This window comes from Pseudomonas sp. NPDC087346 (genome assembly GCF_044744235.1).
Lineage (GTDB): Bacteria > Pseudomonadota > Gammaproteobacteria > Pseudomonadales > Pseudomonadaceae > Aquipseudomonas.
The window spans coordinates 1-22,559 of the sequence record NZ_JBIUXX010000063.1 but is presented as its reverse complement, the minus strand read 5'-3'; the positions used below and the strand labels follow the sequence as shown (position 1 = coordinate 22,559).

Here is a 22,559-nt window from a genome sequence, read left to right as displayed (position 1 = left end):
ACCGCTATCGGGTAAAACTTCCCCGAGTGATGGGGTAAATATTGGCCGCTTGAAACTGAGCCGATATGAATTGGACAATTCCGCGCGTAACATTTTTGTAAGATGTTGTGTCTTTTTATGTGGCTTTAAATTTATTAATAGCCTAGACAGGCTTTATTTATTAAAATTGTTTGCGTGGCAATCCGCTGGCTGTTTGTTTGAGTCAAGGCCCGCGCGTCTGCCGCGTAGGGTGTCGGTGACTTGGCCGTTAATCAAGAAAGTGTAAATGGCGTCTGAAAAGTTCGGCCACGGTAACGTTTTCGGCCGCAGATTCAAATAAATCGTGCCTAGGCGATCATTTATTTCTCAGGGCCGCCGTCGCAACGGTACAGACATCCTGAGGCTCAACAGGGGGCTCAACCCAATCGTCTTCAGAAACTTTTGATAAATTAAATTCACATAGTCATTGTGATGGCATCACTGTCACGACCCAACACCTACAGCCATTTATGGCGCTCGTTAACGAGCTGGTTACTCCATAGTCGCTGGCGGGCAGTCCCTGGGACAAATGCCAATTAGTGGCCGATAGGTAGAACCCGTGAAAACCGCTCGCGAATTGAAGCCTTATTTTTAAATTAGTTTGACAGGGTTGACACTCGGCAAATGCTGAAATCGTTGTAGGGAAATCCCTAATTTTGGCCGGTGCGATGCGAGTCGGCATTAAATCCCATGCCCAGAGGGTAGCTTTTTGTTCAGAAACAGGGGGATCGATGGGCTCCACAGATACAGGTTTTATTCTCGATTTGTAGACGGGTTGTGCTAAAGGTGCGTTATGTCTGAGGCTTCTCGTGGCCCTGATCTTCGTGTGTCGCGAGGCTTGATTTGCAGGATTTCCCTACAGTTGCTGTCCGCCTCTTCGAGTTAAACTGCTCAAGTACGCTCGTGTTCATCCGGGTAGCGTCGATCTCGCTCGCATCGACGGTTTGTCCGTCTGTTTCAGCATTCGGCACTGACATCGCGATCAGTTGGGATCGGCTTTGGATGGGGGAATTATTCGTTGAGCAGATCTGGACCGTCGCTGAAACCGAAATTTCAGGCCAGTTTAAAAGTACCTGGTGAGTGCCAGTTCTGTTCTCGCGCTAACTGATGGTGATCCATCCACATAGCGCCATCCAAGTAAGCCATTGTGAAGATGAAAAGTACTGCTGATCGGTATGGCGTTAAGTGCATTCGGCGATCTATTTGTCGGTGGGGCCTCAAAAATCAGCATACAGGCCCGTACAAAGTGGTGCGTCACTCTTCGCGAAGTAGCTAAAAATTCCGGTAACCCATCACCATCAAATCATTCAAGGTTGTAATTCAAGCCCTTCGCGCGGCTTTCAAACATTTCTTAGGTCTGGACTGATGCGTGAGGCATTGCCGGTACTGCTTTTTTCCGCCTGCCTACTGAACAGGCTCAACCTACTTTATAGGAGCAGCACATGTTGGTATTGAGCCGGTGTATCGGCGAATGCTTGATGATCGGCGAGGACATCCAGCTCGACGTGGTTAACATCGAAAACGACATCGTCACCCTGAATATCGCGACTCCGCCGCAGATCCAGGTATCGAACGTTCCAAGACCTAGACGCAGCCAATATAAGACGTCGGTAAAAATTAAAAAGCGGAGGTCGATTTTATTGCCCGGTACCGGGCAGGGTTGAGATGCGTCGTGGAGTCCCCCCTTGGCGTTTCCAGCCGCCTTGATACGCCTGACTGCAATGGTTTAAGACCATCTCGTGCCACACGGCGTCAAGTTTGCGCCGGGTGTGGCGGATGATCATTTTCGCCGCGCCACAAGTTTTGCGGCATAACACACCGCCGCGGCACGTTGCTTTCCGAATGGTGGCTATTGCCTTCTCCGACTTGGAAAGCTCCAGCAGGGATAAGTAGCCAGAGTTTATCGTGTGCAAGGTTGTGTACGAACAATAATGCAGTAAGCACCGCATGGTGCGCAGTGGCGAGAACATTGCCCCGTCTTGTCGCCAGGTTGTCGTAACGTGGGCCTATTTGTCGGTTCTCCTTCAGCGCTCAAATGCGCTCGATAAGGCTGGTGCTTGAGGCGGTGTTGCCCGGAAAATAGAGTCATGGAGTGGGGGAGGCACCTTCGGTCCATCGTTCTCCCATGGATTTGGCTGCAGCGCACAGGTCGATTCGATACCCATTACTGGCTTCGACTTTGACCGCTTATACGCGAGCTCTCAAAATCCGGTATGGGTGAGGAATTTTCCTACGAGCTTTGCAGGAATAGATGATTCGTTCGTGCTGGCAAGATGGGGATATTACGTCACTGCTGATAACAGTTGTGCTGAATAGGCGCAAGGATAGCAAGCGTTTTGGTGAAAACGTCCAGCCCCCGAGCTGTTTAAGTTCTCAGTTGTCGCGCTCACGCGGCATGAGGCCAAGCCGTTTGGTTGGAAGATGACCTGCCGCGCAGCCGTTAGGCGCACGGGCGCATGAGGGCGCCTATGCCCTTGGATCAACGATGGAACACGTCGCGAGAGCACCAGACCTGTTCATTCAACCCGCCCTGTCTAAGGCAGGAGAAACCACGGTCAGCCCGCCGAAGTAAGAGCTTTGGGGGCGGTCATATTGTTCTTGATGGCTATCAGCTGTACTGAGGTTTTGTTATGCCCCCCTCAATGATCAACCAACGGTGTCTTCTCTATACCAGGCCGTTATAGCTATCGCAGGTTTGAGGAGCCTTTCCCTGCGGGATGACCGGATAGGCAATTTGAGTGCTTAGCCGAGACGATGGGCCCGCTTACATCCGCCAGTGACAATCTGTGTGAGCCTTTTCTACAGGTCAGCACGCGGTGGCACAGAGGCCATCGGGCACGATGAAAGATGAGCTGATTATTGCGTTCTCGAGTCTCGGCGGCTCACACGATATTGTCTTTGCAGGGAAAGTTAAGCTGTGGGTTGGTGCGGCGTGCATAGGATTGTCTTGTATGGTGATGGGCACCATCATCGTCTATACACGTTCTTCACTGGCCGAGGCCAAGGCGCAGTTGTTCACACTGCAGGAGGAACATCTAGCCCAGCTTCGTCGCGCAAGTGAACTGCAACGGGGGCTCGATGAAAAATCGACAGCGGAAAAGTCGCCTGAGACAACGGACAAGGAAAAAATCAAACCTTCTCAAGGCAAAAGCCAGCAATCAGCTTCAGGGCACTCCTGCACTTCTGGAAGCGGTACCCGGGTCACGCTTGTGAATTCAGTGAGCCCAAAGCTGGATGAGCGCAAGCTGTTACTCAGCATCATTCCTAATGGCACACCCTTCAAAAATATCGCAAGGATTAGTTCTTATTTCGGTTTGTGCCAGCACCCCATCCTGGGGCATATACGCCGTCATGAGGGGATCGATTTCGTTGCGAGGACTGGTACGCCCGTTTACGCGACAGCCCGCGGGGTGGTGAGCGAGGCGGGGTCTAGCAGTACCTATGGTTGGCAAGTGCTGGTTAAACATGGCCTGGGTTTTCCAGCCGTTACGCCCATTTGAGTCGAGTGTCGATCAAGCCAGGTGAGCATGTGGCAAAGGGAGCATTGCTGGGATTGAGTGGAAACTCCGGGCGCAGCACCGGTCCACACTTGCATTATGAAGTGTTGTATCGAGGTAAGGCACTCGATCCGATCAATTTTGCACGCTGGTCGAGCAGCAATTTTGATAGCATTTTTACGAACGAAAAGGAAACCCCTTGGGCGTCTTTAAAAAAGCAAACTCATCAATGGCTTCAAATGGCCAGCTTACCATTCTTGCCGAAGGCTCCACGCTGAAGGGTGAGTTGCTGTGGCGGGGAATATATTGGTTGCGGGGTTTATAGAGGGAAACGTCACCTGCGAGAATAGTGTCTCGATGGGCGTTCGCGGCACGGTGAGGGGGCTCCATCTGGTTGTCTCCGGCCTGATGGAGGGCGAGGTATATGCTGAGCTGGTTGAGGTCTTGGTCGGCGGCAGGGGACAGGAGGCCATTCCGTCGGATCAACTAATTATCTAAGAGGCGGCTTTTTCTTAGGTGCTTCTGCTGCGTCCAGGGCAACGGAAAAAAGCGTCCCATTATCTCCCGAGACTAGTCTGCCGAAACTTATTGAGAGCGACCGGTCCTGACAGAAGCGCAGTGCCGCTAGCCTCTGCCTCTCTGCTGGTTGTCAACGGTTATTATGGCTTGATTGGTGCGACAAACGGAGTGGTTGTTAATACCACGGGTAATGTGACGCTGATCGGTACGTACACGGGGGGCAACTCCGTTTTTGGTGGTGTCGGCTTGGCCGGGACCTTGAAAAATAGCGGCGGTGTATTGACGATTGTGGGCAATGCAGCGAACAGTTCTGGGCGTGTAGGATTTGAGGCGGGTGTGACCGGGGTATACGCCGGTGGGTTGATCATTGCTGGCAATGTTGTCATCAATGCAACGAAGGGCAGTACTGGCGGTAGTGAGGCGTCTTTAAGCGGTGTTAGTGGCGCTGGTAATTTTACGCTTAACGAGTTTACTACCAGATCAGCGATAGGGAGGGGATTTAGCGGGACGGGGGCTGCCCTGAATGTGTCAATTAATGATTTCAGTACTGCCGCGCGTACGACACTGACGGCGCCTGTAGCGCTCAATGGCGTGAATTTTTATATCAACGAAGCGGGAATCGTGAATATATCAGGCGCCATTAGTGGTGCGGGTAATGTTACGACTGCAGGCAGCGGTACAACGATCCTGGCGGCCAACAACACGTACGCAGGTACGACGACGATCAGCGGCGGCACGCTGCAGGTCGGCGCAGGTGGCACCAGCGGCAGCTTGGGTAGCGGAGCGGTGACGGACAACGCCAACCTGACGTATAACCTCTCCGGCAATACAACGGTGGCAAACGTCATCAGCGGTACCGGTAACCTGACGCAGGCTGGTAGTGGCACGACGATCCTGACGGCTAACAACACCTACGCAGGTACGACGACGATCAGCGGCGGCACGCTGCAGGTGGGCGTAGGTGGCACCAGCGGCAGCTTGGGTAGCGGAGCGGTGACGGACAACGCGAACCTGACGTTCAACGTCAGCGGCACCAACACGGTGGCTGGCGTGATCAGCGGCACGGGTAAGCTGACGCAGGCCGGCAGCGGCACGACGATCCTGACGGGCAACAACACCTACGCGGGCCCGACGATGATCAGCGGCGGCACGCTGCAAGTGGGCAGCGGCGGCATCGGCGGCAGCCTGGGCGTCGGGGCGGTCACCGACAACGCTAATCTGGTGTTCAATTTCTCGAATGCGCAATGCCTCAGCGCGCTGGCGGTGGGCGGCATTACCGGTAGCGGCAATTTGACCTCTTTGATCGGCGGCAGCTTCACGGTGGATCGGGCCATCACGCTGAACGGAACCACCAGCAATATCCTCCTGGAAGCAGGGAGGGGGGGGCGGCTGGTACGGCAACGGGGGGCGATGTCCTTCTCAATTCGGTGGTGACCACCTCACCTACCGGCACAGTGACGATTTTTTCGGGCACTCCCAACACCAACACCCTGAATGCCAGCATCATTGGCGCCACTGATGCAACCAACTACATCACCTATAATGCCTCGGCCGCCGCTGTGTCGGGCGCGATGCCGGGCACTCGGAATTACTATTATCGGGCGCCAGTGATCCTGAGCAACCTTACCAATGTCACCGTCACCAAAACCTACGACGGCACCACCAACGCGGCGATGGCGAACTTCTTAGGCGCGCAGATCAGCGATAATTACAACGAGACCTTCACCGGCAACGTGTCCACGGGCTTCAATGTTACTAGCGCCGTCTACAACACCACCCATGCCAGCAGCGGCGATACCATTACCGCCCAGTTCACCGCACCGACGAATCTGTCCTATGTGAACGGGACCCAAACATGGGTGGTCAACGGTTTCAGCGCGACGCCTACCAATTTCACCAGTGCCGCCAGCGCCAATATCAACATCAAGCCGAAAGCCCTGACGGTGACGGCGGTGACGAACAGCAAGACCTATGACGGCACCACCTCGTCCGTGGCCAATGCAACGGTTAGCGGTCTGGCGGCGACTGACAGCCTGAACGGTACCGTGGGTGAGCGTTTCAACAGCACCCACGTGCTGGGGACGAATAACTGGACCCTGGCGGCTAACGCCTTGACCAATGGCAATATCATGGGTGGCGGTTTAATCAGCGATTACACCGTGATCTCTAATACGGCCAATGGCACCATCACGCCGAAAGCCCTGACGGTGACGGCGACCACCGACAGCAAGGTGTATGACGGCACCAACAGCAGCGTCATGGGGGTAACGAATGTCTCAGGACTGGTGAGTGGCGACAGCCTGACTGGCCTGACCCAGTCGTTCACAGAGGCTCACGTGCTAGGTGCTGGTGGCTCGACGCTAGCGGTCAACCACGATGGCGTGGGAGTGAACGGCACGTTGGGCAGCCAGTTGACTGATTACACCCTTTCTTATGTCAATACAGGGGGAACCATTACCCCGCGGTTGGTGCTGTTAACGCCAGCGGATGCCAGCAAGCTGGTGGGCCAGGTCGATCCGATCTTTACCTATACGGTGGCACCGGAAACTATGACCACCGGTCTATTGGGGCGCGACGTACTGACAGGAAGTCTGGGCCGGATTAGCGGTGAGAATCCGGGACGTTACTCCATTACCCCGGGTAGCCTGCAGGCGCTGGAAGGCGGCATCAATTTCAGTGACTATACGATCAAACTTGAGGGCGGTGCGGCTCTGACTATCGGTGGCGGGATGTCATTAGTTGGCCAACAGCTCGGGGTAGTAGAGTCGATGATGATGGCGATAGCATCGCCACCATCATCGCGGATGACAGCAACCCAAAGCCCAGAGTTGGGACAGTTGGCCGAAAATAATAGGCATTCACAAGGCGAAGTGCCACAGGGGTTTTCTTGCTCTGATGGGACGATGAAGGTTCCTGTCAATGTTGTCATACCGCCCATAGGTAAGTGTTCGTAAGTAAAACAAGGCTTGGAGAGCAGCAACCCAAACGGTGGGGCCACAGCGTGATGAGTAAAATAGGTATTACGCTGTTGGCTCTTCTTTTTTCATAAAGAAGGCGTTCAGTGTGACTGGCGTGAAGAACGGGCCTGACCGGCGATATTTACCGACGTGTGCAGGGGGCACTTGAAGCTACACGCCAGCTGTGCATTTTGGCTGGTGGCTTCTCCGAGGGCCATTAACGTGCATACTACTCGGCGTTGTGGCCCTTGTCCGGCTACAGGTATTTGAATTTGATCGAAAAAGGGGTGAACGTTCACTGGCGTGCTCTCCCGATAAGGTAAAGCACAGAGGGATCCCGTTGACGTCGCAGAGCATATGAATCTTGATGGTGAGTCCACAGCGACTGCGACCCCGTACATGGACTAGCGGCTTTTCGCCCCCTTTTTTGGCGCTAAAAGAGGCACGGATTACTCGTACCGCTGTGGAATCGATCATTCAGGTGCTTGGATCGATCAGTCCTTGCTCGTTGAGCCTGATATGCAAGCGCTTGAGTATCTGATAAAACGCGCCTCGATTTCGCTACTCTCGAAAGCGCTGATAAACCGTTGATGAAGGGCCGGATCGTTCAGGTATATCGCGTCTGCGGTGCCTGAGCACAACACCCATAGGCTGCCGTTAAGTATCCGTCGGTCGTCGTTTTGTGAACTGGCCTAATGATTTAGGACACCTCCATCGGGCGCTATGATGGCGCCCAAATCTGAGGTGTTTTGGATATGCGTAAATCTTATTCGAGTGAGTTCAAGCTCAAGGCTGCCAGCATGGTGCTGGACGAGGGACAGTCGGTTCCCGAGGGCTGTGCCAGTTTGGATATTGGTCCTACGGCCTTGCGTCGCTGGGTCGATCAGGTTCGCAAGGAGCGCTTGGGTTCGACCCCGGTGGGAGCCAAGGTGATTACCGCCGATCAGCGAGAGATCCAGAAGCTTAAAGCGTCGCTCCGGCAAAAAGACCTGGATATCGAAATCCTAAAAAACCGCCTCCCCGGCGCTCCGCGGCCCATTGGATTAGAAATACTGCGTTCTACACTGATCTTACTGGGCAGTGGTCGCTGGCTTTTTGGAGGCTAAGTCCCCGTCAAAAAACTTGACCCAGGGGAAGCTGCGGACCCGTTAGTGGTGGCACGTTCCGTGACCCCGTCCAGTTCAACTTGACTGGAGGTGCTCATGAAAAAGCATGATCTGAAGCAGCGTGGGTTACCGGTTATTCATGATTACGCAGCCGGCATTGATATTGGCTCACGCTTTCATGTGGTGGCCGTTCCTGCAGACCTGGCCAAAGAATCCGTGCAAACTTTCCAGGCCTTCACTGCCGATCTCGAGCGCATGGCCAACTGGCTAGTAAGTCTTGGGATAACGACGGTCGCCATGGAATCAACAGGCGTTTACTGGATTCCGGTTTACGAAATACTGGAAGCGCACGGCCTTCAGGTCGTACTCGCCAATGCGCGTGATGCCCGTGCGGTGCCAGGACGTAAAACCGATGTGAATGATGCACAGTGGATTCAACGACTCCATGCCTGTGGGCTGCTTCGAGCCAGCTTTCACCCAGATCGTGAGATTTCGGCTTTACGCAGCTATTTGCGGCTGCGGGAGCGTCATCTCGATTATGCCGCGGCGCATATTCAGCACATGCAAAAAGCTCTCACGCACATGAACCTGCAATTGCATCACGTCGTGGCCGATATCACCGGCTTGTCGGGGATGCGGATAATCCGCGCCATCGTCGCAGGCGAGCGCAGCCCCTCCTCGTTAGCGGCGCTGAGTGACAAGCGCTGCAAGGCGGGTGTTGATGTGATTGAGGCATCGCTGGTCGGCAACTACCAGCCCGAGCACGTTTTCGCTTTGACGCAGGCGCTGTCAATGTATGACGCTTATCAAGCGCAGCTACTGGTTTGCGACCAGCAGATTGCACAAACGCTGATTAAGCTCTCGCAGGAAAAGACATTGCCCGCTGAGCCGCTGCCAAAACCACGGCATAACACTCGGCAACCCAACGCGCTCAATTTCGATGTACGTACCTTGCTCTATCAACTGGTCGGTGTTGATCTGACCCAGATCCACGGTATCGGCCCCTACCTGGCTCTTCGGCTGGTCGCCGAGTGCGGCACGGATCTGAGTCGATGGCGGACTTGCCACCATTTCACTTCCTGGCTCACCCTTGCGCCCGGCTGTCGCATCAGTGGCGGCAAGGTACTTTCGGCCCATACCCGCAAGACCAAAAATCGAGTGACTGCCCATCTGCGCTTAGCCGCTGTGACCGTCGGCAGAACGAACACGGCATTGGGTGCGTTTTATCGGCGTCTTGCAGCTCGAATCGGCAAAGCCAAGGCCGTCACAGCTACCGCCCGAAAGATCGCGATCCTGTTCTACAACGCCATGCGTTTCGGCATGAATTATCAAGACCCGGGAGCCGATCACTATGAGCAAAAATATCGCGAGCGAGTCGTCAAAGGCCTACACCGAGGCGCAGCTGAGTTTGGTTTTACGCTGCAACCCGTGGAGAGTGTTTCTTAGGAAGGCCAGTGCTCTCCTGCTTTTGGACGCCAAAGATCATTCTCGTTGATCTGCGAGCTGGACGAGCAGTACGGCGTTAACAATTGCTGCCGAGCGTTTGACATCAACCGCAGCAGCTTTTATGCCTGGCGACAGCGCCAAGGCAAAGTGAATCCCGAGCGAGAGAAACTCAAAGCCGTGTTGGTCAAGCATCACAGGGCGTCGAGAGCCTCTGCGGGGTCGCGGACTCTGGCCAAGGAGCTGCAAGAGAAAAGGGCATCGCATCGGGCGGTATTTGGTCCGCAGTTTTATGCGCGAAACCGGCATCACCAGCCGTCAGCGCAAGTGCCATAAGTACAAATCGTCTGGTGTGGAAGCACTGGTGTCGCCGCACGTACTCAAGCGCAAGTTTGATGTTAAAGCGGTCAATCAGGTGTGGTGTGGCACGTGACGTATATTAAGGTGGGCAAGCGGTGGCTATATTTCGCGGCGGTTCTGGATCTGTGCGCTCGTCGTGTTGTGGGTTGGTCGTTTTCGATGATCTCCGATGCCTCGCTGACCTGCGAGGCCTTGCGGATGGCGGTTGAACTGCGAGGTCGACCCAAAGACGTGCTATTTCACTCCGATCAAGGCTAGCCATAAGTTCAGGAACGAGCTGCTGGCGCATGGCCTGCGGCAAAGCATTAGTCGTAAAGGTGAGTGCTGGGACAATGTCCCGATGGAGCGTTTCTTTGGCAGTTTGAAATCAGAATGAGTGCCTGAAACCGGTTACAAATCGGAACATGAGGCCCGAGCGGATGTGCAGCGCTACGTTTCGCGTTACAACATCACCAGACCTCATAGCTACAACGGGTACCGATCGCCAGTCGCCAGAGAGAAGCTGGCTGCGTGAAACCTTAAACGGTGTCCAAGATTACTTGACCAGTTCAGTGCGGCACCTACGTCGAAACCTTACAGTTGTTGGAATGCACCGAACACCACGACCGGGTCCATGCTCTATCCGCCTTGCTGGCAGATCGCCAGTGATGGAGTGGACTTCCGATGGTGAATTACGGATGCATGGTCGGCCTCATGCGTCGTTGCAGAGATAGGAAGAGACTTACATCCCCAACCTAAGCTGCCACCCTGTAAACGCTGTCGATGATTACTGCCGACGAGGGGGATGATGGACTGGCCCCTGCCAAACCGGACACCATTACCCCGTTAAATTGATGCAGCGTAAACTCCCGTGGTGATCGGTATTTCAGTGCGCTGTGCGGATGCTCCTCGTTGTAGTGCTCGAAGGCAATCGCCAAGTTGCGCAGTGCTGTTTCCCGATCCGGCTTGGGCATATGCGCGACGTAGTCGCGCTTGATTGTCTTCACGAAGCTTTCGGCCATGCCATTGCTCTGCGGGCTGCGTAGCGGTGTCGTCACCGGCTGTAAGCCAATCTCCCGGGCAAACAGGCGTGTCTGTTCGGCGATGTAGGCCGAGCCGTTATCGCTTAGCCATTGCACTGGCGTTGTCGGCAGTTGATCACCGAAGCGCTTCTCCACGTTTTCCAGCATCAAGTCGCGGATGTCATCGCCGCTATATCCGGTCGGGCTCGCCACCCAACTGATGGCTTCGCGGTCGCAACAGTCCAGGGCAAAGGTCACGCTCAGCTTGGCACCGTCCTCACAGCGAAACTCAAACCCGTCCGAGCACCAGCGGGTATCGCTGGTGGCGACGGCGATACGACCTTCGTGGCGCCGCGCCACACCGGGTTGTTTAATCCGGCGCTCCAGCAGCAACTGATGGTCACGCATGACGCGATAGACTCGCTTTACGTTGATCGGTAACTGACTTTGCTTCTCGCGCCGACGACGCAGCAGCCCCCAGACACGGCGGTAGCCGTAGCTGGGCAACTCGCTGACTTCGGTACGAATCTCTTCGACCTGAGCGCTATCGTCCAGTAATCGTCGGCGCCTTTCGGGCAAAGCGGTTGTTTTGAGTCGAACCGTCAATTGCGAGCGCGCTACACCGAGACTTTCGCTGACCAACTTCACTGATCGTCCCCCGGCAACAAGGGTGAGTGCGCATCCATTTTCGCGACCGAGCGATCTCCACCGCTTCCTGGAGCACCTCGACCTGCATGGTTTTCTTGCCGAGTATCCGCTGTAGCTCACGGATCTGTTTGAGCGCGTCGGCCAGTTCAGAAGCAGGCACCACGGCCTCTCCAGAGGAAATCGCCGAGAGGCTGCCATCCTGATAGAGCTTGCGCCACTGAAAGAGCTGATTGGCATTAATACCGTTCTGCCTCGCCACTACCGAGACACTTGAGCCTGGTTGCAGGCTCTCGCGAACCATCGCCAGTTTTTGCTCCGGGCTCCAACGGCGACGCCGCTCCTGGCCCAAAAGCTCTCCACCCTTATCGTTTCTATTAGTCATACACAGTCGTTTGCCTATCCCTTATGTTAAGGGGGAAACGGTGCCTGTCTTTCAGGGGGGGCGTTCAGATGACACCGAAGGCTCGTGCCGTTAATGCGACCGTTATCGGATGTTTCATCTAATAGGGAGGTCTTTTTTCAGAGCCTTCTAAGTGGTGCAAGAAGCCAGGGTTATGCGGCATGATGGTCAACATTCGCTAATGTGGGCCTGCTCATTCGTTAACAACGTGAACGGGGTTACGCCTATTTCGAAGTGGCTAGTTACGACGAGCGAAAGGTGCGGCCTTAAATTCAGCCCTTGTGTTGAAGTTGGATTATTAATCTAGATATAATATGGTACTTGTATGTCTAATAGCGTGGTTTCTAACGTCGTTGATGATTCTATCTCGCAACGCATGAAAAGTCTTCTTCTAGGCACGGGTCTTAACGACAGCTCGATAATAAGTGCTATTTTTGCCGGTGTTGATGGGGCAGACGCTGTAAAAAATGCGCGGGGAAGACCGCCGGCAGAAATAGATGTCCTTCGACTCATTCGGGCTATTGACGCTGTATCTGTCTTCATAGACGGACAGAACTTCACCTCTAGCCAGCGCTATCGTGCGCTGCTGGATGGGCTGTGGCAAATCGCCGACAGCTTGACCGATACTTTCGGCCAATCGAAGGTCGGCCAATACAAGCAGACCTTGTTGACGGCAAGCACGCCGCCAGTTCCGGTGGAGCCTGATGCCATTGATCCCGCGACTAGCGCAGAGCTCTCTGCGGTGCAAACGTTGCAACAACTCGAAGCGCTGTACAACCCTATTCTCGACCCCTCTGTATTTATTGATGATTACATCAAGGCAGGGATACAGCGATATGAGCAAGAAAGCGGTACCTCCACTGAGCTGTTGCCCAACAGCTATGTAAGCGTGACTTACCGTCCTGGTCCCTATGACCCCTCTTTGGTGCCCCCGAACATTCGAGCACCGAGTGCCGCCACGGTACGTGTCTCGCTCCGGGATGTCGTGACTGGGCACTATCTATATGCTTTCAAACAGACACGGGATACGCTAGGTCGTCAGTATTCCTACCCCTTAACCACTTTCGAGCCAAGTGGGCTAATCAGTGCGCTGACCCGGGACAACCTGCAAACCGCAATGAAACGCGCGTTGTCGACGTACCGCGAAAACCCCGCCAATCGAGCCGGACTGACAGCGGTTTATCAGAATATGCTCAAATATCGAAGTCTGGCATATTTAGAAGGGTCAAATTCCGACCCTGTTTATCGCCAAGCGGTGCAGGATTTTTTAGGCGGTACTGTCCAGGCGAAAGCAGTATCCTTTAACGGGTGCAAGCTGAACGGCGTGTTCCTTGTCCCTTCCGGGAGTATGGGAGGGATTCTTTTTAGTGTCGATGATCCCGGGTTTTTTCATGTGGTCAACCAAACGTTAACTTATCTGGATATCAGAGGGGCGGTGACCGAAGCAGTTTCTGTTTTCCCTGATACAGCCGCGTTTAAAAGCTGGGTTCTCTCAAAGTTACCCAGTGCGACCGCGCAAGGGTATAAAAACAGCCCTAGTTCAATCTTCAGAACGAGAGAGGTCCTGGACATAAATGCAGTGCCACCTGGAGCGTGGTTAGTTCGGCCTTTTTCTTTTACTTCAAGCCTAAATGGTATCGATCTGGCCAATAAGCTCTTTGATGGTTTGATGGGGCGGCTGGATTCGGACATCGATTATATCGTGTTCAGTTCTTGGGAACAGACGACTGGACACCTGCTTGAGGTGGCCAAGGCTATTCTGATGGTCGGCGGTATTGCCCTGAATGCCGCCATTCCTGGTACGGGGGCTCTGCTGGCCCGCGTCGGCTTGTTCATGGTCAGTCTGGCAGTCGACGCTGCTTATGTAGCGGCCATCGCGACACAGGCGCAGATCGCGGATAGGCCGGAAGACGCGGCGGCGTTTCGCAACGAGGCGATCATTGCCGGTGTGCTGGCCGGCTTGGGTGCTTTCGGCAGTGGAGCCCCTTCGACCAGTCAGGAAATCACGGAAGTTCGCACTCATTATCGGCAGACTAAGTCAGCAGCACACACTTTTATTCCCGCAGCACTACGCAGGGTGACGTGGCCCAAACTGGCCAATGGCATCAAAGTCGATCTTTTGGTTGACGCCATGAAGGATAGCGGACCCGCTCAAAACCTGGCACGGTTGACCGATACTGATGTTGTCGCACAGTCGATCCGCCAGAATCTGGTATTGGATTCTCTGGGTACGCCAAGGACCCGCTTCACCTGGGGCGACCTTGCCCTCGAGCAAGCTCAGGTCCAGCGGCGGCTGCAGTCAGACCTGGCACGTTTGACTGAGGTCAATGCTCACATTCATAGGCTCCTTGAAGCACCGCCCGCCGTACCACGCCAAACCTTGCAAGGAGCGCCGGAGCGAGCTGCCGCAGACTGGATCGTGAGCAGGAGCCGCTCGGCCGCCGACACGGAGTCCGTTACTGAGCTACAGGGGCGTATCAGGAGTGCACTTTCACAGAATCGCCAGGCCGATTTATTGGATATCAACACCGTCGATCGCCTACATCGTGCGGTATACCAACCTGCGGCGGGGCAAGTAGAGCGAGTATTCCGCTCAAGCAGCGACCCGCTGTTCATGGGTTTGGACATCGCCCGCGCGGGTTTTCAGAAAGCGCTCGACGCGATCAGAATCAAGGCAGTGGCCGGTCAAGTGGATACGGGGGAAGCGCTCTTTGCGGCCATCGTCCGTTACCACCCCTATGGTGATGGCAATGGTCGAACCGCACGGGCTTTGTACGCATTGGCGCAACTGAATAAACAAGAGTCTACCTTCAAGGCGCTGATCCCTCACGCTGAAGATATCCTCAGTGGAATGGCCCCTATGCAGCAGTAAGCGCTCCATACACCCCTGCGTTTAAAGGTTCTTTACGGTTGTCGGGAAAGAGGTTCTTGATCTTCATGGATGAACGAGCCCCATGAAAGACAGGACACCGATTCCCCCTTACGATAAGGGATAGGCAAACGGTTATGTTTATGACTAACAGCAACGATAAGAGTGGGGAGCTTTTGGGCTAGGAGCGGCGTCGCCGCTGGAGCCCAGAGCAAAAACTGGCCATGGTTCGCGAGAGTCTTGAGCCAGGGCAAAGCGTTTCGGTGGTGGCTCGGCGCAACGGCATCAATGCCAACCAGTTATTCCTGCGGCGCAAGCTGTACCAGGACGGCAGTCTATCGGCGGTCAGTGCTGGCGAAGCCGTGGTGCCGGCCTCCGAGCTGAGCGATGCGCTCAAGCAGATCCGTGAACTGCAACGGATGCTAGGCAAGAAAACGATGGAAGCGGAAATCCTCAAAGAGGCCGTGGAGATCGCCCGGTCGCGAAAATGGATTGCGCACTCACCCTTGTTGCCGGGGGACGACCAGTGAAGCTGGTCAGCGAATGTCTCGGTGTGGCGCGCTCGCAATTAACGGTTCGAATCAAGCAATCGGTATCGCCCAAAGTACGACGAAACAGGCCAGTGAACGATGCTGATCTAGTAGTTGAAATCCAGCAACAGGTCAGCGAGTTGCCCAGCTATGGCTACTGTCGGGTCTGGGGATTGCTGCGTCGTGCACGTGAAAAGCGGTCGCTGCCCGCGATCAACGTGAAGCGGGTTTACCGGGTGATGCGTGATCACAACCTTCTGCTTGAACGCCGGATCAAACAGCCCGGCGTGCCGGGTCGGCACGAAGGCCGTATTGCGGTGGAAACCAGCGATACGCGTTGGTGCTCGGACGGCTTTGAGTTCCGCTGCGAGGACGGCGCCAAACTGAGCGTGATCTTCGCCCTAGATTGCTGTGACCGCGAAGCCATCGGCTGGGTCGCGAGCCCGACCGGTTACAGCGGTGATGATATCCGCGACTTGATGCTGGAAAGCGTGGAGAAACGCTTTGGTGATCAACTGCCCGCCACGCCAGTGCAATGGCTAAGCGACAACGGCTCGGCGTACATCGCCGAACAGACACGCCTGTTTGCTCGGCAGATCGGTTTGCAGCCGGTGACCACACCGGTGCGTAGCCCACAGAGTAATGGCATGACAGAGAGCTTCGTGAAGACGATCAAGCGTGATTACGTCGCACATGCCCAAGCCGGATCGAGAAACGGCCCTGCGTAACCTGGCAATTGCCTTCGAACACTACAACGAGCAGCATCCGCACAGCGCCTTGCAATATCGCTCACCGAGGGAGTTCAAGCGCTTGGCAGCAGCATCAATTTAACGGGGAGTTGGTGTCGGGTTTTGTCGGGGCAAGTCCAATGGAAATGAATTTCTATCCAGGCAGCCGTACGCTATTTGTTTAATGACGGTGGTCGGAAAAACGTAATGATCCATAAACCCCACCTATCCAAACAGGCACTTCTGCGCGTGAGGTCGGGTGTGAAATCCAATCCTTTTAGCGTGGAGGCCATTCGTGGCAGCGTTACTTCATTTTTTGTAGCCTGATACCTACCACCGCCACCGCCACCGCCTGCGCGACTGTGATCGGTGAAAATAAATGTGGAGGAATACCCTGCGTGAGCGTTTTCGGTTATTGCTGTGAGACAGGTGGCGGATGGGCTCGTAGTATCGTTGCGACCGGTGAATGCCGGAGTAGGGCATATGCTTGAGGGAGACTTGGGGTTTGAGGCGCAGTGGAACGGAAAACCGGGTTGCTCATTCCAGCAAGTCGGTGCTCATGGGGTAAAGGGGCGTAACTTTTCGCCTTGTATCCGAGGGAGCCCCTACGTGCTGTTATGGCATCCGGCGGGAAGATCGTTGATTGCTACCGATATGAGTCCAAGATCGGAACTCCCCGCCCGATATCGCCAAAATCCATGACGGGCATCAGTGGGGTGCCGGGCAGAGGACGGCCTCGTGGGAGGAAAATAATATTTTGATCATAGCCGTTCATTCGGTATGGCAGCCGATTATAGTTATTCGCGCGAAATCGGTTGTTAATGAACCAGTACCCCACGTAGTCAATCGCATGCATTTCGGCAAGCACCTTGCGAACTGTAGGTTCTGAGTTTGCCTCAATAAATACATTCGGCTGATGGCGCTCGATTAGCTTGCGCGCACCCAGTAACACATTTGCTTCGAAGCCCTCCGCGTCAATCTTGATCAGGCTAATGTTTTCAAGATTGGTTAGGGCTGGATCGTCATCCAGTGTGATCATATCGATCGTGATTTTGTGTGTATTCGATCTGTATTGTCCTTCCGCGTTAAACCCTTGAGCGATCGAGAACGCGCCATAGTTCCACGGTTCTTCGTAGTCAGACGTATCAATTTCAATGTGTCCGGGCTGCGCCCCGACCGCCACGTTTCGGGCAATAACGTTAAGGCGACAGTTGATCGCAAGATTACCGCAAAGTACGTGATAAATCGGCCGTTGTGGTTCGTAGCAAAAAACGCTTCCATTTTTGCAGATGATGGACAGGGGAACGGCGTGCATCCCGATGTTAGAACCCACCTCAATGCAGTTTCCATTTTCCGGAACCAGGCTGCGGAATAGGTCAACCTCGGTCTCTGACCACTCACCATACATATCGACATGGTTGCAAATCATGTCGCCACGAATGAGGATGAATTTTCCCCATTTACACTTTTTAATATAGGTATTCATAGCCGTTAAATTTAACCTTGGGGTTGGTAGCCACAGTTCAATGAACGGTAGGATTAAACATGCTCATGAATCAGTGTGTTGATCACGCAACGGCCTGACCTTCCTTTGGGCAGCGTCCGGCACCATGAATGAAGCCACCTCTGTATGTGGATGCCCTCGTGCACCAGCGGCGAGCGCTGCGCCCTCAAGGCCTCCGTCGTTGGTTCCAGGCGGTTGCGCGGAGCAATACGAACTCAGTTGCTCTTCACGTTCCAAGGCCTAGACGAGCTTGAGAAACCTCACCGTGCTGCTGCACGAACTGTTGCGCTGGTAAAGCTTTTGAGTACAACCAACCTTGTGCCAGCGCAACCCCGGCTCGGTTTAACACCTCGGCTTGCTCGGCAAACTCCACGCCTTCGGCAACGACACTTAAGTTCAGCGTCTGTGCGATGCCGAGTACCTGCCGCCACATGGCATCGGGTGCATGACATCGATTAAGCGTTAAAAATGAGCGATCGATTTTAAGGATGTCAATCGGCAGGACTTCCAGATAGGACAGGCTGGAATAACCCGTGCCAAAATCGTCGATGGCAATGCGGTGCCCAAGCGCCCGCAAACGTAGTAATTGGTAGGTTGCTTGATCTTTGTCCACCAAAACACTTTCGGTCAGTTCAAACACGATGAGGGTCGGGGGCACGCTGTGTTGAGTGAACAACGCACTGACGAAGTCGGCAAAATGCAAGTCCGCCAGATCCTCGGCCGAGAGGTTGATGGTGATGTACAGCCCCTCACAATGTTGGAAATAAGCTGCATAATCTTCGGCAACCCGGCGACAGACCCAGCGCGTCAGCTCGCGGGTCAAACCACAACGCTCGATTTCGTTGATCACGATGGCAGGGCTGATGATCTGGCCTTTTTCAGTCCAGCGCAGTAAAGCCTCGGCTCCGCGCCAGTGTCCGGTCCGCAAGTCCACGATGGGCTGATAGCTCAGGCTCATTTGATTGTGGCGTATGGCGCGGGCGATTTTAGCGGCAAGCGAAAATCGGCGCCGATGAACAGCCACACCTGCGTGAAAAGTCCCTAAGGAAACTAGCCCGCTGACGAGCAGGGCGAGCAGGAAATTCACCCTCCATGCATGCTGAACCTCTAATGCGGGTACGCTGACGACGCCCAGAAGGTTAGGCCATTGTGTCGCAAACGAGAGGTACCAATGGCCATCAGCCGTCGTTAACTGACCGCTCTTCAGAGGGGGATGGATGACGAATTGCACAGTGTCTTTGACCAGTATCGGACGTAAGTCGGTGGCATCAATTAACTGAAACGCCATTGATGATGGGGTTTGCAGGGCATCAAAGAAAATGTCTTTATTGATCCAGACGTACGCCTGCTTTTTGGCGATGACAATGAATATTTGGTTCACGTCGCCGGCTCTTGGAAACCAGTAGTTACGCTCGGTCGCGAGGTAATGCGCGTTCATTCCAGACTCAGGCATAACCTCTTTCGGCAGCTTATAAGCATAGGAGGAACAGACCGAACCGTCAGGCATTTGCAGAGCGGCGTCATACACATACTGAGACGCCTTGACGGCCTGCATCATCGCCTTGAACAAAGGAGCGGAACACTGTTCCCGAGCTAAGTTTAGGGCGTTTAAAAATTCCAAGGTGCTGTTCACCTTGGCATCAATATGCTGGATCCGTGCGCGGCTTTGGAGGGTAAAGGCATTCAGTCTTTCGACGGTTTGATCGAAGGTCAGTTGGTCACTGATCAGCCAAGCCGCAGCCATCAGCGCGAATAAACTCGGGGCTAGCCAGCTTAGTCGGCGTTGCCAGCCTCGCGGCCTAGTGATCATGTGAGAGTGCGCTCAGGTTGGCCCCGACAGCCTGGATGACTAGCATGAAGTCAGTGGCAGTGATGGGCGCACGGGTGTCTGTCCGTTCTTGGCCGATCAACAGAACGTCGTTACGAGCGTCGACGAGATACGCCTCGATATACCGCTCTGCGATTTGCCCCCGATGCATACTGGCTGCCGAAGCATTTTCGGTCATGGTCACATATGGAAAGGCCTCATGCCGCTGCATGCCCTTATTCTTGGCGCCGCGGCTAATCGCGGCGTATAGCGTCTTTTTGTCAACTGGAACGGCATTCATTGAGTCCACCCAACGGACGGATAGGGCGTCTCAAGACCCCTGGGTGGCGTCGACCTGTAAACGTTGTACCGGTGCCGTGAGTATTGATCACTCTGGGTGACTTGTAACACGCAACCAGACAGCAATATGCCATCCACAGCCAAGAGTGCTGCGCGACGAACGCCGTGGGCTGTTTGGCTCTTGGCCAGTGAGATTTGCGTGTGTATACCATCGCAGTGCTCACCAATAAACCATGGGGGAAAACGCAATGATTGGGCTCCCAAAGGCAAAAAGCTTGATCGTCTGCAGTGCGAGAGGGCGTTAATCGGCCAGTGACGAAAGCCCCATACGAGGGGGGGCGATAGTGGGTGCTACGCAAGGGTGCCCAGACCTCATTGAGCTCCGAGGAGGAAAAAGGCGCTGTAGGGGAATCCTGAAAGTACGCGGATTTGTCGTCGTGGACACTGCTGGAAATACAATGCGTCGACGGCGCGAAGATTATGGCGTTTGAATACTGAATGGCGTCCGACTGTGGGGGACATGGCAGCCCAAGAGACGCCCCAAGGCGTACTGGAGCGTCCAGCACCGAAAAGCGCGAGTGAGACCCACCCCGGTCCTATAAATGTGTTCGCCTTCTCGTTCTTTTTATATGACGCTCAAGGCTTGCTTGTGAGAGCCCTGGTGGCTGACTGATGCCTGCGAGGGCGATCTGCGATGGTCTGAGCGTGTCTTTGGAGGTCTGGCACGTTATTAGGCATTCCTCCTGCATCCTCGACGGAATGATGATAAATGACACTTATTAATTTGAAGGAATGCCCTACAGCCAACGGTTGGTCGCGAAGTGCTCAATTAACATGGGTATAGTTTAGGAACCAGGAGCGAGGGGGGAGATCGTTCATGGCCCGCCCCACGCCATGACAAGCAGCAATATACAACGCTGAACGTGGCAGTATCTATAGCATCTTATTTGAGAGAGGGCTGTGGAAACACAATAAATTGTTCTTTTTGAGGATTTGCCATGTATTTCGTTTTTAAGTTGAAAGAGGAGAAAGTGGCCACTTTTAACGCCGACGACTCTACATTGTCTATTACCTCTTCCGATAAAGTCGTCGAATCCCTCACGTTGGGCAGAAGCGAAGCGCGGTTGCTTTTTTTTCTGCTTAAGGCCTCCGGAGAGACCAAGGCGCGCACAGAAATTATTGAATATGTCTGGGACGATCGCATCGTGGCTTCCGGCAGCCTGAACCAAGCCATTTTTTCACTGCGCACCATTCTTGATGATAACTCCGACCATGAAATCTTAATCACAGTGCCCCGGCGAGGCTATCGATTTAATCAAAATCGTGTCATTCGTGATCATGATCTCCTGCCGGGGAAAACGGAGGAAAGCCTTATCCAAGAGTCACCTGCAGTGAATTCGCCGCCCCTCCGTTGCTCAGTGCAAAAAAAAATGCGGGCAGTCTTATTGGCTTTTAATAAAACAGGCCATCGCAAAAAACTGACGATGGGCTACCTGGCACTGGTGCCGCTGCTCTTACTCACACTTACATATATCGCTACTGTCGAAAAATCAAAAATGCAAATCGCCCATTCCCAGGTTAATGATATAACGCTGCATTTTTTGGCTGCTACGTTCGAAAAAGCCCAGAAGTTTAAAACGGCGGCTACCCCTGAGCTTGAAAAACTACCGGAAACCTTAAAAGGTGAGGCATGGCTTCTGCAAACCAAAAATGGTTATAGTATTTCGTGCATGCGTTTCGATCGGAGCACATTTAACGTGAGCTTTGCCAGCCAAAAAGTAACCGTTGGGGGCGGGGTTAAAACATGCTTAGAAGCAGCGCAGTAAGGGGGTTGATAGTTACTTTGGCCTGGCTGATCTTGGGCGGCTCCATCCTCGCGTGCACATTGGCCATCTTTTTTGTGAATACGCCACTTAAAGAAAGTCATGAGTATCAAACTGGCGTTAAATATCGGCTGCAGGAGAGGGATGAACTCGGTTTCGAAGAGTATCTGAACGTCAATCAGCAGACCTTTACCTTGACGGTAGTTCAGCACCAAGATGAAACCTCTTGGTATGAAACCATTTACACCGAGCTTATCAATACACATGAGGGTGACGGGCAACTCAGTGTGAAAAACATACACGCCAGCAGCTCTCCTGCGGTGGCACCTGAAAAAAAATCCCCGGATTTTTTTGCGCGCGAGCAGTACCTTTCGCAGCCAGGAACTATACTTAATTACTCTGTTCTTAAGGGGGGTACACCAGATGTCTTTTGCTTTTATATCTATGAGTTGAATCGCTTGCGCTGTTTTGGTAAGTAACAGGTTTTGGTCATGGCAACTCGGCATTTACCTCTTGGCAATCAATGACGAGGGAGCGAACCGAAAGCTCTTGGTAGGTGCAACACACTGCGCGGAAATTAACCCGGACAATCGGGAGCAAATGACCGCAGCAGGATTAGAAAGTGCGGAGTTTTTTGCCTCGCCAGACTTGCTGCACAGCACGCATAGGACTTAAAGGAGAATCAGCGCCGGCGAAGCGTTCTGTATAGAACGAAGCACCTCAGTGTTGACCGCTTAAGATGGTAACCGCTCCACGAACCCCACATTCAAAGCCGCGATTTGATGCCTGATGCTGTGCTCCCGATCTCTTTCAGAAGCCAGCGGCCATGATGCGTCCCGATGCCAAAGTTGAAAAAGTGTACCTCTACCCTAAACCCGTAGACTTTCGAAAATCCATCGACGGCCTAACCGCACTGGTGGAGCTGGATATCAAAGTGGCGGTGTTCGATCCGGCACTTTTCGTCTTTCTCAACAAACCCCGCAATCGGGTGAAGATTTTGTATTGGGAACGCAACGGCTTTTGCCTTTGGCTCAAACGCCTTGAATCCG

At 54.0% G+C, this 22,559-nt stretch carries 15 protein-coding genes and 4 pseudogenes; 13 read left to right on the top strand and 6 right to left on the bottom strand.

Annotation, left to right across the window (positions count from 1 at the left end; translation table 11 throughout):
* Nucleotides 1-1,460 precede the first annotated feature (1,460 nt).
* The 4 genes and pseudogenes from ACIOZM_RS26455 (at nt 1,461) to ACIOZM_RS26440 (ending at nt 6,988) form a co-directional block, all read left to right on the top strand.
* Nucleotides 1,461-1,682 (top strand): carbon storage regulator, encoded by a 222-nt coding sequence (locus ACIOZM_RS26455; RefSeq protein ID WP_401219299.1) that lies wholly within the window; start codon nt 1,461-1,463, stop codon nt 1,680-1,682.
* Between the two features lie 1,176 nt (nt 1,683-2,858).
* A pseudogene (locus ACIOZM_RS26450) lies at nt 2,859-3,793 on the top strand (M23 family metallopeptidase).
* Nucleotides 3,794-4,133: 340 nt separating this feature from the next.
* Entirely contained in the window at nt 4,134-5,468 is a 1,335-nt protein-coding gene (locus ACIOZM_RS26445) for an autotransporter-associated beta strand repeat-containing protein (RefSeq protein WP_401219297.1), read from the top strand.
* A complete protein-coding gene (locus ACIOZM_RS26440; RefSeq protein WP_401219294.1) occupies nt 5,465-6,988 on the top strand; it encodes an MBG domain-containing protein in 1,524 nt (507 codons plus the stop codon). The genes ACIOZM_RS26445 and ACIOZM_RS26440 overlap by 4 nt, the downstream gene beginning before the upstream one ends.
* Nucleotides 6,989-7,279: 291 nt before the next feature.
* On the opposite strand, the pseudogene ACIOZM_RS26435 reads toward ACIOZM_RS26440, so the two are convergent.
* Nucleotides 7,280-7,674: pseudogene (locus tag ACIOZM_RS26435) on the bottom strand (transposase); the annotation flags it as partial.
* 72 nt (nt 7,675-7,746) lie between these two features.
* On the opposite strand from ACIOZM_RS26435, the gene ACIOZM_RS26430 reads away from it, so the two are divergent.
* Nucleotides 7,747-8,097: a transposase gene (locus ACIOZM_RS26430; protein ID WP_401219291.1), complete on the top strand. Its 351-nt coding sequence runs from the start codon at nt 7,747-7,749 to the stop codon at nt 8,095-8,097.
* A 96-nt stretch (nt 8,098-8,193) separates the two neighbouring features.
* Nucleotides 8,194-9,543, top strand: a complete 1,350-nt coding sequence (locus tag ACIOZM_RS26425) for an IS110 family transposase (RefSeq protein WP_401219288.1) — start codon at nt 8,194-8,196, stop codon at nt 9,541-9,543.
* 36 nt (nt 9,544-9,579) lie between these two features.
* On the opposite strand, the gene ACIOZM_RS26420 is transcribed toward ACIOZM_RS26425, so the two are convergent.
* Nucleotides 9,580-9,735: a hypothetical protein gene (locus ACIOZM_RS26420; RefSeq protein ID WP_401219286.1), complete on the bottom strand. Its 156-nt coding sequence runs from the start codon at nt 9,733-9,735 to the stop codon at nt 9,580-9,582.
* Between the two features lie 97 nt (nt 9,736-9,832).
* Between ACIOZM_RS26420 and ACIOZM_RS26415 the strand changes: the two genes are divergently transcribed.
* Nucleotides 9,833-9,973 (top strand): hypothetical protein, encoded by a 141-nt coding sequence (locus tag ACIOZM_RS26415; RefSeq protein ID WP_401219317.1) that lies wholly within the window; start codon nt 9,833-9,835, stop codon nt 9,971-9,973.
* Nucleotides 9,958-10,158: a DDE-type integrase/transposase/recombinase gene (locus ACIOZM_RS26410; RefSeq protein WP_401219284.1), complete on the top strand. Its 201-nt coding sequence runs from the start codon at nt 9,958-9,960 to the stop codon at nt 10,156-10,158. Before ACIOZM_RS26415 ends, ACIOZM_RS26410 begins: the two co-directional genes overlap by 16 nt.
* A gap of 584 nt (nt 10,159-10,742) precedes the next feature.
* Here ACIOZM_RS26410 and ACIOZM_RS26405 read toward each other — a convergent pair.
* A pseudogene (locus ACIOZM_RS26405) lies at nt 10,743-11,931 on the bottom strand (IS3 family transposase); the annotation flags it as partial.
* A 343-nt stretch (nt 11,932-12,274) separates the two neighbouring features.
* Between ACIOZM_RS26405 and ACIOZM_RS26400 the strand changes: the two are divergent.
* Together ACIOZM_RS26400 and ACIOZM_RS26395 are read left to right on the top strand one after the other, a co-directional pair.
* Entirely contained in the window at nt 12,275-14,821 is a 2,547-nt protein-coding gene (locus ACIOZM_RS26400) for a hypothetical protein (protein ID WP_401219281.1), read from the top strand.
* Between the two features lie 182 nt (nt 14,822-15,003).
* Nucleotides 15,004-16,179, top strand: a pseudogene (locus tag ACIOZM_RS26395) (IS3 family transposase); the annotation flags it as partial.
* A gap of 543 nt (nt 16,180-16,722) precedes the next feature.
* Here the strand turns inward: ACIOZM_RS26395 and ACIOZM_RS26390 are convergent.
* From ACIOZM_RS26390 to ACIOZM_RS26380, 3 genes are all read right to left on the bottom strand, one after another.
* Complete coding sequence (locus tag ACIOZM_RS26390; RefSeq protein WP_401219278.1) at nt 16,723-17,562, bottom strand: FkbM family methyltransferase; 840 nt, start codon at nt 17,560-17,562, stop codon at nt 16,723-16,725.
* Nucleotides 17,563-17,806: 244 nt separating this feature from the next.
* Nucleotides 17,807-19,324 carry an EAL domain-containing protein gene (locus ACIOZM_RS26385; protein WP_401219276.1) on the bottom strand — a complete coding sequence of 506 codons (1,518 nt, stop codon included), beginning with the start codon at nt 19,322-19,324 and terminating at the stop codon, nt 17,807-17,809.
* Between the two features lie 55 nt (nt 19,325-19,379).
* On the bottom strand, nt 19,380-19,688 hold the full coding sequence (locus ACIOZM_RS26380; protein WP_401219273.1) for a hypothetical protein: 309 nt from the start codon (nt 19,686-19,688) through the stop codon (nt 19,380-19,382).
* A 997-nt stretch (nt 19,689-20,685) separates the two neighbouring features.
* Between ACIOZM_RS26380 and ACIOZM_RS26375 the strand changes: the two genes are divergently transcribed.
* The 3 genes from ACIOZM_RS26375 to tnpB all read left to right on the top strand — a co-directional run.
* Entirely contained in the window at nt 20,686-21,513 is an 828-nt protein-coding gene (locus ACIOZM_RS26375) for a transcriptional regulator (protein ID WP_401219271.1), read from the top strand.
* On the top strand, nt 21,492-21,989 hold the full coding sequence (locus ACIOZM_RS26370) for a hypothetical protein (protein ID WP_401219268.1): 498 nt from the start codon (nt 21,492-21,494) through the stop codon (nt 21,987-21,989). Before ACIOZM_RS26375 ends, ACIOZM_RS26370 begins: the two co-directional genes overlap by 22 nt.
* Nucleotides 21,990-22,336: 347 nt before the next feature.
* Nucleotides 22,337-22,559: IS66 family insertion sequence element accessory protein TnpB (gene tnpB / locus ACIOZM_RS26365; RefSeq protein ID WP_401219265.1), on the top strand; the 223-nt coding region annotated here is incomplete at its 3' end.